The sequence below is a fragment of the uncultured Kocuria sp. genome (assembly GCF_947500125.1).
In the GTDB taxonomy this organism is placed as follows: domain Bacteria; phylum Actinomycetota; class Actinomycetes; order Actinomycetales; family Micrococcaceae; genus Kocuria.
The window spans coordinates 108,407-124,092 of the sequence record NZ_CANMRA010000007.1; the positions used below are offsets into that span (position 1 = coordinate 108,407).

12 protein-coding genes are annotated in these 15,686 nt (G+C 74.1%); 10 read left to right on the forward strand and 2 right to left on the reverse strand.

Annotation, left to right across the window (positions count from 1 at the left end):
- Window positions 1–243 precede the first annotated feature (243 nt).
- Both Q0817_RS06950 and Q0817_RS06955 read left to right on the forward strand, forming a co-directional pair.
- Window positions 244–570, forward strand: coding sequence for a TadE family type IV pilus minor pilin (locus Q0817_RS06950; protein ID WP_298585431.1), 327 nt, complete (start codon window positions 244–246; stop codon window positions 568–570).
- Window positions 571–577: 7 nt separating this feature from the next.
- Window positions 578–988 carry an Rv3654c family TadE-like protein gene (locus Q0817_RS06955; RefSeq protein ID WP_298585479.1) on the forward strand — a complete coding sequence of 137 codons (411 nt, stop codon included), beginning with the start codon at window positions 578–580 and terminating at the stop codon, window positions 986–988.
- A 4-nt stretch (window positions 989–992) separates the two neighbouring features.
- On the opposite strand, the gene Q0817_RS06960 is transcribed toward Q0817_RS06955, so the two are convergent.
- Window positions 993–3,335, reverse strand: coding sequence for a DEAD/DEAH box helicase (locus Q0817_RS06960; protein ID WP_298585432.1), 2,343 nt, complete (start codon window positions 3,333–3,335; stop codon window positions 993–995).
- A gap of 84 nt (window positions 3,336–3,419) precedes the next feature.
- Complete coding sequence (locus tag Q0817_RS06965) at window positions 3,420–5,219, reverse strand: alpha-glucosidase (RefSeq protein ID WP_298585433.1); 1,800 nt, start codon at window positions 5,217–5,219, stop codon at window positions 3,420–3,422.
- 267 nt (window positions 5,220–5,486) lie between these two features.
- Here Q0817_RS06965 and Q0817_RS06970 point away from each other — a divergent pair, with 267 nt between their 5' ends.
- The 8 genes from Q0817_RS06970 (at window position 5,487) to topA (ending at window position 15,654) form a co-directional block, all read left to right on the forward strand.
- Window positions 5,487–6,272, forward strand: coding sequence for a DeoR/GlpR family DNA-binding transcription regulator (locus Q0817_RS06970; RefSeq protein WP_298585434.1), 786 nt, complete (start codon window positions 5,487–5,489; stop codon window positions 6,270–6,272).
- Window positions 6,269–7,441, forward strand: coding sequence for a galactose-1-phosphate uridylyltransferase (gene galT, locus Q0817_RS06975; protein ID WP_298585435.1), 1,173 nt, complete (start codon window positions 6,269–6,271; stop codon window positions 7,439–7,441). Before Q0817_RS06970 ends, galT begins: the two co-directional genes overlap by 4 nt.
- A complete protein-coding gene (locus Q0817_RS06980) occupies window positions 7,438–8,751 on the forward strand; it encodes a galactokinase family protein (RefSeq protein ID WP_298585436.1) in 1,314 nt (437 codons plus the stop codon). The genes galT and Q0817_RS06980 overlap by 4 nt, the downstream gene beginning before the upstream one ends.
- A 76-nt stretch (window positions 8,752–8,827) precedes the next feature.
- Window positions 8,828–9,280 (forward strand): pyridoxamine 5'-phosphate oxidase family protein, encoded by a 453-nt coding sequence (locus tag Q0817_RS06985; protein ID WP_298585437.1) that lies wholly within the window; start codon window positions 8,828–8,830, stop codon window positions 9,278–9,280.
- A 72-nt stretch (window positions 9,281–9,352) separates the two neighbouring features.
- On the forward strand, window positions 9,353–10,315 hold the full coding sequence (locus Q0817_RS06990; protein ID WP_298585438.1) for a rhodanese-related sulfurtransferase: 963 nt from the start codon (window positions 9,353–9,355) through the stop codon (window positions 10,313–10,315).
- On the forward strand, window positions 10,312–11,970 hold the full coding sequence (locus Q0817_RS06995; protein ID WP_298585439.1) for a methyltransferase: 1,659 nt from the start codon (window positions 10,312–10,314) through the stop codon (window positions 11,968–11,970). Before Q0817_RS06990 ends, Q0817_RS06995 begins: the two co-directional genes overlap by 4 nt.
- 174 nt (window positions 11,971–12,144) lie before the next feature.
- Window positions 12,145–12,582 (forward strand): pyridoxamine 5'-phosphate oxidase family protein, encoded by a 438-nt coding sequence (locus tag Q0817_RS07000; RefSeq protein ID WP_298585440.1) that lies wholly within the window; start codon window positions 12,145–12,147, stop codon window positions 12,580–12,582.
- 210 nt (window positions 12,583–12,792) lie between these two features.
- Window positions 12,793–15,654 carry a type I DNA topoisomerase gene (gene topA, locus Q0817_RS07005; protein ID WP_298585441.1) on the forward strand — a complete coding sequence of 954 codons (2,862 nt, stop codon included), beginning with the start codon at window positions 12,793–12,795 and terminating at the stop codon, window positions 15,652–15,654.
- Window positions 15,655–15,686: the final 32 nt, after the last annotated feature.

Below are 15,686 nucleotides of genomic sequence, written 5' to 3' on the forward strand. Positions count from 1 at the left end.
TCCCGTCCGGCCGCCGCACCGCGCGGCCACGCACCGTGTTCCCATGAGGAGTCCGCCATGCCCGCCGACCGTCCCCGTTGCTGTGCGCGATGTCGTTCTCGCTCTCGTCCGGTTCGTCGACCCCGTCCCTGTCCTTCCTGCCGACGCCCCGGTTCCCGTCCCGCTTCCCCGCCCGGCTCCCGCTCCGGGCCCGGGCCACGGCCCGCCCCGCCGGACCACGGCGCCGTCACCGCCGAGACCGCAGTGCTCCTGCCCGCCCTCGTGCTGCTCCTGGCGGTTCTCCTCGCGGCCGCCGCGGCCGGGATGACCCTGATCCGGTACGAGGAGGCCGCGCGGGCCTCGGCCCGGGCCGCCGCCCGCGGCGAGAGCGCCGCCGTGGTCCGCTCCACGGCGCTGCGCGTGGCCGGGGAGGACGCCGCGATCCGCCTGGGCGGGAACGCCGGGACGGTCACCGTCACCGTCACCGGGCCCGCTCCCGGCGTCCTCGGGACCTGGGGCGGCTGGGAGCTGCGCGCGGACGCCTCCGCCGAGACGGAGGGAGCCGGCGCCGCCGGTGGGCACGGTGGCTGAGCGCGCGGTGCGGGGAGAGCCGGAACGGCCCCGCCGCGGTCGTGACCGGGACGGTGACCGGGGGAGCGGCACCGTGCACGCGCTGACCCTCACCCTGGTGCTGGGCGTGCTGCTGCTGACCGTGCTGCTGCTCGCCCAGGCAGGGATCGCGACCCACCGCGCCGGCAAGGCCGCCGACCTCGCGGCGCTCGCCGCCGCCGACACCGCCCGTGGACTCGTGGCCGGCGACCCGTGCGGCACCGCCGAGCGCGTGGCCCGGGACAACGGGGCGCTGCTCGAGCTGTGCGAGCTCGTGGAGCCGGGGCGCGTCGTCGTCGACGTGCGCACCACCGTGGTCCTCGACGGGCCGCTCGCCCGGATCGGGGCCGCCCGCGGCGTGTCCCGGGCGGGGCCACCGGAGGTCTCCGGTGCGCCGTGAGGGATCAGGTCCCGGGGGCGTCGTGCAGCACCGCGTCGATCAGCCGCACCGCGCCGGCCTTGTCCAGCGGGTTGTTGCGGTTGCCGCACTTGGGGGACTGCACGCAGGACGGGCACCCGTGCTCGCACTCGCACGAGGAGATCGCCTCCCGGGTGGCGCGCAACCACGCGACCGCCGTGGCGTAGCCGCGCTCCGCGAAGCCCGCGCCGCCGGGGTGGCCGTCGTAGACGAAGACCGTGGGCAGCTCCGTGTCGGCGTGCAGCGCCGTCGACAGCCCGCCCACGTCCCAGCGGTCGCACGAGGCCACGAGCGGGAGCAGGCCGATCGCGGCGTGCTCGGCCGCGTGCAGCGCCCCGGGGACGTCGGACTCCTCGATCCCCGCGCCGGTCAGCACGGCACCCGGCACGGTGAACCAGACGGACTTCGTGAACAGGTCCCGGGCCCCGAGGTCGAGGGGCTCCTCGCCCAGCACCTCGTTGGAGATCACCGCCTTGCGCTGGAACGAGACCACCTTCGTGGTGACCTGCACCTGGCCGAAGTGGACGGTCACCGGTCCCCAGCCCTCCGCGCGCTCCTCGGCGACCACGCTCACCTGCGTGATGTCCCGGGCGGTGGTGTAGAAGTCGGGGTTCGCCCGGGTCACGGCGGCGACCGAGCCCGCCTCGTCGAGCTCGTCCACGATGTAGGTCCGGCCCTGGTGCACGTACACGGCCCCCGGGTGGGCCTGGTAGTGGGACTGGGGGGAGTCCATCGTGCCGAGCACCGCGCCGGTGTCCGTCTCGATGATCCGGACCGGCCCGCCGCCGTCCGAGCGCAGCGACACCATTCCCGCCGCGGACTGGGGGTGCGTCCAGAACCACCCGCTCGGCCGGCGGCGCAGGTGACCGCTCGCCACGAGCGAGCCGAGCACCTCCGGGGCGGTGGGCCCGAAGCTGCCGACCTCCTCCGCGCGCAGCGGCTGCTCGGCCGCGGCCGCGCACAGGTGCGGGGCCAGCACGTAGGGGTTCGACGGGTCGAAGACCGTGGCCTCGACGTCCACGTCGAAGATCGCCTCCGGGTGGTTCACCAGATACGTGTCGAGGGGGTCGTCACCGGCCACGAAGGCCGCCAGGGCCTCCTGCCCGGCCCTTCCCGCCCGGCCGATCTGCTGGAAGAAGGACGCGCGGGTGCCGGGCCACCCCGCCACGACCACGGCGTCCAGCCCGGCCACGTCGATGCCGAGCTCGAGGGCGGAGGTGCTGGCGATCCCGAGCAGCCGCCCGTCCCGCAGCGCCTCCTCGAGCTCCCGACGCTCCTCGGGGAGGAACCCGGAGCGGTAGGCCGCCACCCGGTGGGCCAGCGAGGGGTCGACCTCCTCCAGCTGGCGGTGGGCGATCTGGGCGATCGTCTCCGCGCCGCGGCGGGACTTGATGAACGCGATGGTGCGGACCTGACGGAGCACCAGGTCCGTGAGCATGTCGGCCGTCTCGGCCAGGGCGGTGCGGCGCACCGGGGCGTCGTTCTCACCGCCGCCGTCCGTCTGCTCCGGTTCCCAGAGCACCACGGTGACCGGCCCGTGCGGGGAGAAGTCCGTGGTCACCGGCGTCACGTCGGCCTCCGGGACCCCGACGAGGCGGGCGAAGGAGGCGTGCGGCTCGAAGGAGGTCGCGGACGCCCCGATGAAGACCGGGTCCGCCCCGTACGTGCGGCAGATCCGGCGCAGCCTCCGCATGAGGTTGGCCACGTGCGAGCCGAAGACGCCCCGGTACGAGTGCGCCTCGTCCACCACGACGTACTTCAGGCGGCGGAAGAACCGGGACCAGCGTGCGTGGTTGGGCAGCACCCCGTAGTGCAGCATGTCCGGGTTGCACAGCACCACGTCGGCGTGGTCCCGGACCCAGCGGCGCTCCGCGGGGTCGGTGTCGCCGTCGTAGGTCGCGGCCCGCAGGGTCGGCAGGCCGAGCGCGTCCAGGCCCTTGAGCTGGTCGGCGGCCAGAGCCTTGGTGGGGGACAGGTACAGGGCCGTGGCCTCGTCCGGGTGGTGGATCATGCCCGGGTTCGCCAGCGCCGCGAGCCGTCCCCGGTGCACGGCGTCGGCCACGGGCGCCTGGTAGGCCAGGGACTTCCCGGACGCGGTCCCCGTGGCGACCACCACGTGCCGGGGGGCCAGCATCGCCTGGACCTGGTGCAGGTACGGCGCGTGCACGCCGAGCCGTTCGTAGGCCGCGACCACGTCCGGGTGGAGGTGCTCGGGCCACGGCGCCGTCACGGCGTCCCGGTCGGGGATCTCCCGGACGTGGCGCACCTGCTCCGGCGCGTCGCCGCGGCCGAGCAGGGGGATCAGGGAGACGTGGTCGGAGGACGGCACCGGTTCATTGTGCCACCGCCGTCCCGGCGGCCCCACCGGTCGAGGGGCCGCCGGGACGGCGGTGCGCGGGAGCGGCCCGGGGCCTCAGCCCTGCGCGGGCGCGGCGCCGGTCCGCCGGTGCACGCGGGCCTCCCAGGGCCGCAGCAGCCCCTCGTCACCGGGGGCGACGACGTCGGCGCGGTTGCCGATCAGCAGCTCGGTTCCGGCCCAGCCCTCGGGCAGGTCCGCGCGGACCTCCTCGCCCGAGACGTTGGCCAGCACCAGCAGCTCCACGTCGTCCAGGCGGCGGGTGAAGGCGTAGAGCTGCTCGTGGTGGGACAGCAGCATCGTGAAGTCGCCCAGGGCCACCACGGGCTCGGTGTGCCGCAGCTCGATCAGGCGCCGGTAGTGGTGGAACACGGATTCCGGGTCGGCCCGGGCGGTCTCGGCGTTGACCACGTCGTGGTCGGGGTTGACCGCGATCCACGGGGTCCCGGTGCTGAACCCGGCGTTCGCACCGCCGGTCCACTGGACCGGGGTGCGGGCGTTGTCCCGGCTCGACCAGCGCAGTCCCGCCAGCACGGTCTCCGGGTCCGCGCCGGCGGCCACGGCGTGGCGGTAGTGGTTGACCGACTCGATGTCGCGGAAGTCCTCGATCGTGGCGAAGGGGGCGTTGGTCATGCCCAGCTCCTCGCCCTGGTACACGTACGGCGTGCCCCGGTGCAGGTGCAGCAGCGTGGCCAGGCACGTGGCCGAGGCCACCCGGTGCTCAGGGCCGTCGTCCCCGAAGCGGGACACTGCGCGGGGCTGGTCGTGGTTGTTCCAGTACAGGGAGTTCCAGCCGACCTCCTCCAGGCCCTCCTGCCACCGGCCCAGCGAGGCCTTGAGGTCGGTGAGCCGCAGGGGGCGGGGGTCGAACTTCCCGCCGGGGCCGTGGTCGAGGCCCACGTGCTCGAACTGGAAGACCATGTCCACCTCGCCCCGGGCCGGATCGGTGAACAGCTGGGCCTGCTCCACGGTGACGCCCGGCATCTCGCCCACGGTGATGAGCTCCGCGTCCCGGCCCGCGAAGACCTCGCGGTGCATCTCCTGGAGGAACTCGTGGATCCGGGGACCGCAGAGATAGGAGGCCGACCCGTCGCCCCAGGGCGTTCCGTCCACCGGCGGCCCGTCGTGCAGGTGGCCGTCGTCGGCGACGTCCTTGCTGATCATGTTGATGACGTCCATGCGGAAGCCGTCCACCCCGCGGTCCAGCCACCAGCGCATCATGGCGTACACGGCCGCCCGCACCTGCGGGTTCTCCCAGTTGAGGTCCGGCTGCTTGGTCGAGAACAGATGCAGGTAGTACTCGCCCGAGGCCTCGTCCAGCTCCCAGGTCGAGCCGGAGAAGAAGCTCTGCCAGTTGGTCGGCTCCGCGCCGGGGGCGCCGGGCTCCATGCCCTGGCGGGGTGCCCGCCACCAGTACCAGTCCCGCTTGGGGGAATCGGGGGAGGAGCGGGACTCGACGAACCACGGGTGCTCGTCGGAGGTGTGGTTGACCACGAGGTCCATCACCAGCTTCATCCCGCGTCCGTGCACGGCGGCGAGCAGCTCGTCGAACTGCTCCAGGGTGCCGAAGGCCGGGTCGATGTCCTGGTAGTCGCTGATGTCGTAGCCGTTGTCGTCCTGCGGGGAGCGGTAGATCGGAGAGAGCCAGAGAACGTCCACGCCCAGGTCCTGCAGGTGGTCCAGGTGGGCGATGATGCCGCCGAGGTCGCCGATGCCGTCGCCGTCGGAGTCGGCGAAGGAGCGGGGGTAGATCTGATAGACGACCGCGTCGGTCCACCACGCGGGGGCGTCCCCGGCGCCGCTGCCGGTGCCGGGCCGCTGGGCGGTGATGTTCTGCTGCTGGGGGTCGCTGCTCATTCGGCTGCTCCTCGGGTGACGCCGCGGACGGGCCGGCCGGGGGAGGGGAACGGCACACCAGGGTGGCAGTGCCGCGGCTCCGGTGCGACCGGTCTCGGTACCCGACCAGTCTGCTCGAACGGTGTGCTCCGGCGACACCGCCGCCGCCCGGTACAGTTCAACACTTTTCCACATACAGTATGTTCAATTGAACATGATGCGGACAGCACGGCCCCGCGCACCCCTGGTGCCACCACACCGAACTGTCCGCCGACCGCGGGAGGAACGATGACCGAGATGCTTCCCGACCGCCGGAGGCGGGAGATCCTCGACCGTGTGCGCGCGGCCGGTGCCGTGCGGGTCGCCGACCTGGTCGCGGAGCTCGGTGTCTCCGACATGACGGTGCGCCGGGACCTGGACCGGTTGGCCAGGGACGGGGAGCTGCAGAAGGTGCACGGCGGGGCGAAGCTGCCCGCGGGGTCCTCGGCCGCCGAGCCCGGCTTCGCGCACAAGTCCGAGCTGCAGCTGCCGGAGAAGGCGGCGATCGCCGCCGCCGCGGAGTCCATGGTGGAGCCGGGGATGTCGGTCTCGCTGAACTCCGGGACCACCACCTTCGCTCTGGCCCGCGCCCTGCGCCGCGTTCCCGGCATCACGGTGGTGACGAACTCCCCGCGCATCGCCGACGTGCTCCAGGACGCGCCCGCCACGGGACAGACCGTGGTCCTCACCGGCGGGGTGCGCACTCCCTCGGACGCCCTGGTGGGCCCGCTGGCCACCGCGGCCCTGCGCACCCTGCACGTGGACCTGTGCTTCCTGGGCGTGCACGGGCTGTCCGACCGGGACGGGCTGACCACTCCGAACATGATGGAGGCCGAGATCAACCGCCTCTTCCTCCAACGCTGCGACCGCAGCGTGGTGCTGGCCGACTCCACGAAGTGGGGCCTGTCCGGGCTCTACCGCATCGCCGGTCTCGAGGAGGTCGACACCGTGGTGACCGACGACGGGCTCGACGCCGCGGCCCGCGAGACCTTGCGCCACCACATTTCCGACCTGCGACTGGAGCCCGTCCGATGACCTCTCCCGCCCCCGCCGAGCGCGCCACTGCCCAGCGCGCCACTGCCGAGCGCGCCACCGCACTGCTGATCGCGCACCGGACCCACCACCTCGCCGACGGGCGGGAGGCCGTGTTCTTCTCCGACCGCGGCACCCTGCCCGTGGAGCACGTCGTGGACCGCCGGCCCCTGGACGCCCGCTCCGGCGGCGGCGAGGTGCGCTTCGACCGGCTGACGGGGGAGTGGGTGGCGGTGGCCGCCCACCGCCAGGCGCGGACCTATCTGCCCCCGGCCGACCAGTGCCCGCTGTGCCCGTCCGTGGGCGGGCGGGAGTCGGAGATCCCGGCGGAGGACTTCGACGTCGTCGTCTTCGAGAACCGCTTCCCCTCCCTGGGCCCGGAGCTCGGCGAGCTCCCGGCACCCGGGCCCACGGAGGAACGGGAGCTGTGGGGCGCACCCGCCCCCGCGTACGGGCGGTGCGAGGTGGTGGTGTTCACGCCCGAGCACCAGGGCTCCTTCGCGTCCCTGCCCCCCGAGCGGGCGCGCACCGTGGTGGAGGCCTGGGCCCAGCGCACCGAAGCGCTCTCGGCGATGCGGGGCGTCCGGCACGTGTTCCCCTTCGAGAACCGGGGCGAGCAGATCGGGGTGACCCTGCACCACCCGCACGGGCAGATCTACGCCTACCCCTACCCCGCTCCGCACGCCGCCCGGCTGGCCGCCCGCTCCAGGGTCCACCTGGCCGCCACGGGGCGGGCCCTGATGGGCGAGGTCCTGGCCGACGAGACCGCCTCCGGGGACCGGATGGTGCTGGCGGGCGAGCACTTCTCCGCCTACGTGCCCTACGCCGCGCGCTGGCCCCTGGAGGTCCACCTCGTCCCGCACCGGCAGGTCCCGGACCTCGCCGCGCTCACGGGGGAGGAGCGGGACGAGCTGGCGGTCCTCTACCGCGATCTGGTGCAACGGGTGGACCGGCTCTACGACACGCCGACCCCCTACATCGCCGCCTGGCACCAGACCCCCGTCACGCCCGCGGACCGGGAGGCCGGCTGGTTGCACCTGCAGCTCACCAGCCCGCGCCGGGCGGAGGACAAGCTGAAGTTCCTGGCCGGCTCCGAGGCCGCCATGGGGGCGTTCATCAACGACGTCACCGCCGAGCAGACCGCCGCACGCCTGAGGGAGGCCGCACGATGACGCGCCGACAGACCGCTCCGCCGCCCGCGCACGACGACGCCGTCCGAGCCGGGCAGCTCGCCCGGCGCTTCGCGGAGGTGTACGGCCACGCCCCCGACGGCGTGTGGCGGGCCCCGGGCCGGGTGAACCTCATCGGGGAGCACACCGACTACAACGACGGCTTCGTGCTCCCGTTCGCCATCGACCGCTCCGCCATGGTCGCCGTCCGGCTGCGCCGCGGCCCCGGGTCGGCGCAGGAGCACGAGCAGGAGCGCGGGCAGGAGCTCGGAGGGGAGAAGGAGCACGCGCAGGAGCCCGGACCGGAGCACGGAGAGGGACAGGAGCCGGCCGCACACGACGTCGTCGACCTGGCGTCCACCTGGGCCCCGGACGGCTCCGGGCTGTCCCGGGCCCGGTTCCGGGTCCCCGACCTGGCCCCGGGGACGGTGCCCGGGTGGGGGGCCTATCCGGCCGGGGTCGTGCACGTGCTCGCCGGCCTCGACGGGGTGCAGGTGCCCGGCTTCGAGCTGCTGCTGGACTCGACCGTCCCGGTGGGTGCGGGCCTGTCCTCCTCCCACGCCGTGGAGGTCGCCACGATCGTGGCGCTCGACGACCTGCTGGGGTTGGGCCTGGACCGCCCTGCGATGGCGCGGCTGACGCAGCGGGCGGAGAACGAGTTCGTCGGGGCCCCGACCGGGATCATGGACCAGTCGGCCTCTCTGCGGGCCCGGGCCGGTGCCGCGCTGTTCCTGGACTGCCGCAGCCAGGAGGCCGAGCTCGTGCCGCTGCCGGTGGCCGAGCACGGGCTCGCGGTGCTGGTGCTCGACACGGGAGTCGCCCACTCCCACGCCGACGGCGGCTACGCCGCGCGCCGCGCCGCCTGCGAACGCGGGGCCGCCGCCCTCGGCGCGGCCTCCCTGCGCGACGTCCCGGAACAGGCCGACCTGACCGGGCTCGACGAGGAGACCGCCCGCCGGGTCCGGCACGTGCTGAGCGAGAACCGCCGGGTGCTGGAGACCGTCGAGCGGCTGCGGGCCGGGGACGTCACCGGCATCGGGGAGCTGCTGACCGCCTCCCACGCCTCGCTGCGGGACGACTACGAGGTGTCCTGCCCGGAGCTGGACCTCGCCGTGGACACCGCGCTGGCCGCGGGGGCCGTGGGCGCGCGGATGACCGGCGGCGGCTTCGGCGGCTCGGCGATCGCCCTCGTCCCCGGGGCGCGGGCGGAGCAGGTCCGGAGCGCCGTCGCGGAGGCCTTCGCGGACGAGGGCCTCCGGGCGCCGGACGTCTTCGCCGTCGTGCCGGGGGAGGGCGCCGGCCGGGTGCGGTGACGGGCTCCGCCCGGAGCCGCCGGTCACGAACATGACACGGGTCACGTCCGCGGAGGCCGCGTGCCAGAATGACCGCATGAGCAACCCCATGAACATCTCCGGGCACAACCCCGACAAGGAGGCCCGGGCGCACCGGCCCCCGGTCACGGAGCTGTCCCCGGAGCAGTGCTGGGAGCACCTCTACAGCGCGCGCTTCGGCCGGATCGCCACCATGGACGGCGACGAGATCGAGATCACCCCGATCAACCTCGTGGCCGACGACGAGAAGATCTACTTCCGCACGGCCAGGGGCACCAAGCTGCTGCACCTGATGCTCAACGAGCACGTCGCCGTGCAGGTCGACCAGGCGCAGGGCGGGGAGGCGTGGTCCGTGATCGTGCGCGGCACGGCCCGTCAGCTGACCGACCCGGAGGAGACCGCCCGGGTGGACGAGCTGCCGCTGCGGCCGTGGGTCGAGACCACCAAGCTCGAGTACGTCGAGGTGGTCCCCCGGAAGGTCACCGGCCGCGTGTTCCATCTGGGCCACTGACCCGGCGCCCCGTGCCGGGGGCCGCACTGGGGCCCGGCGCCGGGGGCCCCGCCGCGCTTGTAGCCTTGACCCGTGGCACAGCACCGGATCGTCCTGCACTACGTCTTCACCCTGCTTCCCGACCCCACGGCCGTGATGCTCTGGCAGCGCGCCCTGTGCGAGGGCCTGGGCCTGCGCGGTCGGATCATCGTCTCCCCGGACGGTCTCAACGCCACCGTGGGCGGTGAGGTCGGGGCGCTCAAGCGCTACGTCCGGAGCACCCGCTCCTACCCCGGTTTCCGGGACACGGTGTTCAAGTGGTCCGACGGCTCGGCCGAGGACTTCCCGCGGCTGTCGGTCAAGGTCCGGGACGAGCTCGTCTCCTTCGGCGCGCCCGGCGAGCTCGAGGTCGACGAGCACGGCGTCGTCGGCGGCGGCACCCGACTGTCCCCCGCCGAGGTGGACGAGCTCGTGGCCCGCCGCGGCGAGGACGTCGTGTTCTTCGACGGCCGCAACGCCCACGAGGCGCGGATCGGGCGCTTCCGCGGGGCCGTGGTCCCGGACGTGGCGCACACCCGCGACTTCGTGGCCGAGCTGGACTCCGGGAAGTACGACCACCTCAGGAGCCGGCCCGTGGTCACCTACTGCACCGGCGGGATCCGCTGCGAGGTGCTCTCCGCTCTGATGCGCAACCGGGGCTTCGAGGAGGTCTACCAGCTCGACGGCGGCATCGCCGAGTACGGCCGCGAGCGCGGGGACCGGGGGCTGTGGGAGGGATCCCTCTACGTCTTCGACCGGCGCATGCACGTGCGGTTCACCCCGGCCGCGGTCACGATCGGGCGCTGCGACCGGTGCGCCGGCCCCGCGAACCGCTTCGTGAACTGCGCGGACGCGTCCTGCCGCGCCCTCGTCCTCGCGTGCCCCGCCTGCCAGGCGGAGCACCCGCAGCTCACGTGTCCCGCGGGGTGCGGGACCGCCCCGGCGTCCGACGACGACGCCCCGGTCGCCTCCCTGCCCGCCCCGGGCCTCATGCCCACGCCGGGGGGCGCAGCGTGAGCCCGCACGGCACCGGTCCCTCCGCGGTCCCGGCCTTCTCCCGGGTCCCGGGAACCCCGGTCTCCGACGACCCGCGGGCGCCGGCGGAGCTGCACGACGCCCTCCGCCGGACGGGCTTCACCCACGACCGCGTGGCGGAGCTGCTGGGCGAGGCCGCGATGGACGCGCTCGCACGGGACCAGGCGGTGCCGGCCCTGCGGGTGCTCGAGCCGGCCCTCCGCACGCCCGGGCACCCGGACCGGGGTCTCGCCGGGATCGTCGCCCTCTTCCTGCTGGGGCGCACCGTCCCCGCGGAGGCGCTCGCCCCCGCCCCGGTGCGCCCGGAGCAGCTCCTGGCCCTGGGCCTCGCCGAGGAGACGGCCGGCGGCCTGCGCTCCACCGTGGACCTGCGCCCCCACGCCTCCGACGACGGGACGGAGCTGTACGTCGCGAGCGACCTCGGCGAGTCCCAGCGGCCCGGCGTGCTGCGCCGCGACCACGTGCTGGGCATCGGGCAGGCGTCCCTGACGCTGGCGCAGACGACCGACCGCCGCCGGGTGGGCCGCGCCCTGGACCTGGGGACCGGCTGCGGCATCCAGACGTTCCACCTGCTCGCCCACGCGGGGCACGTGACCGCGACCGACGTCTCGGACCGGGCGCTGGGCTTCACCCGGTTCAACCTGCTGCTCAACGCCCGGGCCCTGGGCGTCGACCCCGGCCGGCTCGAGGACCGGGTGAGCCTGCGGGCGGGCTCCCTGCTGGACCCCGTGCGCGGCGAGCAGTTCGACCTCGTGGTGTCCAACCCGCCGTTCGTCATCACCCCGCGCCCCGCCGGGGAGAGCCCGCAGGACCGCTACACCTACCGGGACGGCGGACTGGCGGGGGACCGGATCGTGGCCGACCTCGTGCGCGAGCTGCCCGGGGTCATGGCCCCCGGGGCCACCGCCCACCTGCTCGGCAACTGGGAGGTGCTCGCCCCGCGGTCCGGGGACGCGCGGCCGGCCGCCGAGCGCTGGTCGCTGCGGCCCGAGCAGTGGGTCCCCGAGGGCATCGACGCGTGGTTCGTCCAGCGGGAGCTGGCCACTCCGGAGGAGTACGCCGAGACGTGGCTGCGGGACGCGGCAGAGTCCCGCGACCTCGACCGCTACGAACGCGCCTACCGCGCCTATCTCGACGACTTCGCCGCCCGCGGCGTCGAGGCCGTGGGCTTCGGGATGATCCGCCTCCGCCGCCCCGGCCGGACCCGTCCCGGGGACGTGCTCCGCCGCTTCGAGCACGTCCCCCACCCGGTCCAGCAGCCGCTCGCCCCCGCGCTCGCGGCGACGTGGGAGCGGGCCGACTGGCTCGCGGCGCACCCGCAGGACTGGCCGGACACCCGGCTCGTGGCCGCCGAGGACGTCACCGAGGAACGCCACCAGCGCCCCGGTGCGGAGCACCCCGGCGTGATCCTGCTCCGGCAGGGGGCCGGGCTGCGCCGGACCGTGGTGCTCTCGAGCGAGGCCGCGGGCTTCGCCGGGGCCTGCGACGGCGAGCTGAGCGCCCGGCAGATCCTCGGGGCGCTCGCCGCCCTGCTGGACTGGTCGGGCGACGAGCGGCAGCGGCTGACCGAGGAGGTCCGCCACCTCGTGCTCGACGGCTTCCTCGTGCCGCAGGAGCCGGTGCCGTCCCCGGCGTGAGCACCGTCCTGCGCGCAGGACGGGTGCGCAGGACGGGTGCGCGGGACGGGTGCGCAGGACGGCGCGCGGAGGGAGTCGCGCCGTGCGGGGGCGTGGGCCGGGAAGCCCCGGGCCGAGCCGTTGTGGGCGGATGAGCAGGCGGCGCCGCGGCGCCGGGGGTGGAAGGATGGGGGCATGAGCATCGGAGACAACCTGAACCCCATCAAGACCCTGGACAAGGACACCGTCTGGGAGCTCCTCGAGAAGCACCCGTTCGGCCGGCTCGCCGTGGAGGCCGCCGGACTGGTGGACATCTTCCCGGTGAACTACGTGGCCCACCAGCACAAGCTGTACTTCCGCACCGCGCAGGGGTCCAAGCTCTCGAGCCTCATCGTCAACGACCAGGTGGCGTTCGAGATCGACGAGGTCTCGGAGGACGACGTCGTGCGCTCCGTGGTGGTCCACGGGCGGGCCCGCCGGCTCGAGACGCGCGCGGAGGTGGACGCCGCGGAGGAGCTGCCGCTGAAGCCGTGGGCGCCCACGCTCAAGTACAACTTCGTGGTCATCGACGTGGAGACCGCCACCGGCCGCGAGTTCACGATCGGCGAGGAGCCCGAGCGCTACCCCTCCTGAGCCCGGCACCGGCCGCCCGGACCCGCCCGCGCGCCGGGCGACCGGGCGCCCCGCCCGGGGCCGCCGTCGTCCCCGGGGGCACCGCCGCGCGGGGGTTGACGGCGGTGAGGCGTTATGGTGGAGCGCAACGGCGGGCCGACGTCCGCCCGTTCGACCCGACGTCCAGCAGCGCCGCGGCCCGCGGCACCGCGGACCGCAGCAAGGAGTACCGTGCCAACGAAGGCCACCCAGAGCCCGGGAACGGGCAAGAGCCTGCTCATCGTGGAGTCCCCCTCCAAGGTCAAGACCATCGCCGGGTACCTCGGCGACGCCTACGAGGTCGAGTCCTCGATGGGGCACATCCGTGACCTCCCGCAGCCCTCGGAGCTGCCGGCGGAGCTCAAGAAGGGGCCCTACGGCAAGTTCGCGGTGGACGTGGAGCACGGCTTCGAGCCGTACTACGTGGTCAACCCGGACAAGAAGAAGAAGGTCACCGAGCTCCGGCGCAAGCTCAAGGACGCCGACGCCCTCTACCTCGCCACCGACGGCGACCGCGAGGGGGAGGCCATCGCGTGGCACCTCCTGGAGGTGCTCAAGCCCAAGATCCCCGTCTACCGGCTGACCTTCTCCGAGATCACCCGCGAGGCCATCGAGCGGGCCTTCGGGGAGCTGCGCGAGCTGGACCAGGACCTGGTCGACGCGCAGGAGACCCGGCGCATCCTGGACCGGCTCTACGGCTACGAGATCTCCCCGGTGCTGTGGCGCAAGATCGCCTCGGGCCTGTCCGCCGGGCGCGTGCAGTCCGTGGCCACGCGCCTGGTCGTGGAGCGGGAGCGCCAGCGCATGGCGTTCGTGCCCGCCGACTACTGGGACCTCAGCGGGACGTTCGCCCGCACCGACGGCGAGGACGCCGGCACCGCCTTCAGCGCCCGGCTCTCCTCCGTGGACGGCAAGCGGGTGGCCGGGGGCCGCGACTTCGGGGACGACGGCGTGCTCAAGGGCGCCGCCGACAAGCTCGCGCACCTGGACGAGCAGGCGGCCCGCGAGCTGGCCGTCGGCCTCGAGGACGCGGCGTTCGCGGTCCGGTCGCTGGAGACCAAGCCGTACACCCGCCGCCCGGCCGCGCCGTTCACGACCTCCACGCTGCAGCAGGAGGCCGCGCGCAAGCTGCGCTTCACCTCCCGCACCACCATGCAGGTGGCGCAGAAGCTGTACGAGAACGGCTACATCACCTACATGCGCACCGACTCCGTGGCGCTGTCCGACCAGGCGGTCACGGCCGCCCGGCGCCAGGCCACGGAGCTCTACGGCGCCGACTTCGTGCCCGGCTCCCCGCGGCTCTACAGCTCCAAGTCGAAGAACGCCCAGGAGGCGCACGAGGCCGTGCGCCCCGCGGGGGACTCCTTCCGCACCCCGAACCAGGTCCGCGGCGAGCTCTCCGCGGACGCCTACCGGCTCTACGAGCTGATCTGGAAGCGCACCGTGGCCTCCCAGATGGCCGACGCCAAGGGGTCGACGGCGACCGTGCGGCTCGGGGCGACCTCGTCCACGGGCCGGGACGCCGAGTTCTCCGCGTCCGGCACCGTCATCACGTTCCGCGGCTTCCTGGCCGCCTACGAGGAGGGCCGGGACGAGGACCCCGCCACCGACAAGGACGGCGGCAAGGACGGCAAGGACGGCGACAAGCGGCTCCCGCGGATGGCGGAGGGCGACCGCCTGGACGCCACCGACGTCGAGGCCGACGGGCACCGCACCTCGCCCCCGCCGCGCTACACCGAGGCGTCCCTCGTCAAGGTCCTCGACGAGCTCGGCATCGGCCGGCCCTCGACCTACGCGGCCGTCATCTCCACGATCATGGACCGCGGCTACGTCCGGGTGCGCGGCTCCGCGCTGATCCCCTCGTGGACCGCGTTCTCCGTGGTGCGCCTGCTCGAGGAGCACTTCTCCGACTACGTGGACTACGACTTCACGGCGGAGATGGAGGAGGGCCTCGACCGGATCGCCCGCGGTGAGGAGGACAGCACCGACTGGCTGCAGGACTTCTACTTCGGCTCCCAGGGCCACGAGAACGGGCTCAAGCCCATCGTGGACGACCTCGGCGAGATCGACGCCCGCGCCGTGAACTCGATCCCCGTGACCGAGGACATCACCCTGCGGGTCGGCAAGTTCGGCCCCTACCTCGAGATCGCCGGGGCCCTGGACCCGGAGACCGGGGAGCTCACCGACCCGATCCGGGCGAACGTGCCGGAGGACCTCGCCCCCGACGAGCTCACGCCCGACAAGGCCCGCGAGCTCATCGAGACCGGCAAGGCGGACGGCCGGGAGCTCGGCCGCGACCCCGTGACCGGGCGCGCCATCGTGGCCAAGGACGGCCGCTACGGGCCCTACGTCACCGAGGTGATCCCCGAGCCCACCGCCGAGGAGCTCGCGGCCCAGCCCGTCGAGTACTACAAGAACGGCAAGCCCAAGCCCCCGAAGAAGCCGGTCAAGGAGAAGCCCCGCACGGGCTCCCTGCTGTCCACGATGACCCTGCAGGACGTGACCCTCGAGGACGCCCTCAAGATCCTGTCCCTGCCGCGCACGCTGGGCACGGACGCCGAGGGCAACGAGATCACGGTGCAGAACGGCCGGTTCGGCCCCTATCTCAAGAAGGGCAGCGACTCGCGCTCGCTGCAGTCCGAGGAGCAGCTGTTCACGGTCACCCTCGACGAGGCCCTCGCGATCTACGCCCAGCCCAAGCAGCGCGGCCGCGGCAGCGCCAAGCCGCCGCTCGCGGACCTGGGTGCCGACCAGATCACGGAGCGGCCCATGGTGATCAAGGACGGGCGCTTCGGCCCGTACATCACCGACGGGGAGACCAACGTGACGGTCCCGCGCGGTGAGACCGTGGAGCAGATCACCCCGGCGCGCGCCAGCCAGCTGCTCGCGGAGAAGCGGGCCCAGGGCCCGGCGCCGAAGAAGACGGCACGCTCCTCGGCGAGGTCGTCGGCCAAGGGGACGACGAAGAGCAGCACGACGAAGACCAGCACGAAGAAGAGCACGGCCAAGAAGCCCGCGGCGGCCAAGTCCGCCCGCGCCGGGTCCAAGGGCTGAGCCGCCCCGCACGCGCGGGACGGACACGGAAC

What these genes read in the sequence shown, in the direction of transcription:
- Q0817_RS06980 (WP_298585436.1), top strand. Translation starts at nt 7,438, where the DNA reads ATGACGCGCCGACAGACCGCTCCGCCGCCCGCGCACGACGACGCCGTC.
- galT (WP_298585435.1), top strand. Translation starts at nt 6,269, where the DNA reads ATGACCTCTCCCGCCCCCGCCGAGCGCGCCACTGCCCAGCGCGCCACT.
- Q0817_RS07000 (WP_298585440.1), top strand. Translation starts at nt 12,145, where the DNA reads ATGAGCATCGGAGACAACCTGAACCCCATCAAGACCCTGGACAAGGAC.
- Q0817_RS06985 (WP_298585437.1), top strand. Translation starts at nt 8,828, where the DNA reads ATGAGCAACCCCATGAACATCTCCGGGCACAACCCCGACAAGGAGGCC.
- Q0817_RS06970 (WP_298585434.1), top strand. Translation starts at nt 5,487, where the DNA reads ATGACCGAGATGCTTCCCGACCGCCGGAGGCGGGAGATCCTCGACCGT.
- Q0817_RS06965 (WP_298585433.1), bottom strand. Translation starts at nt 5,219, where the DNA reads ATGAGCAGCGACCCCCAGCAGCAGAACATCACCGCCCAGCGGCCCGGC.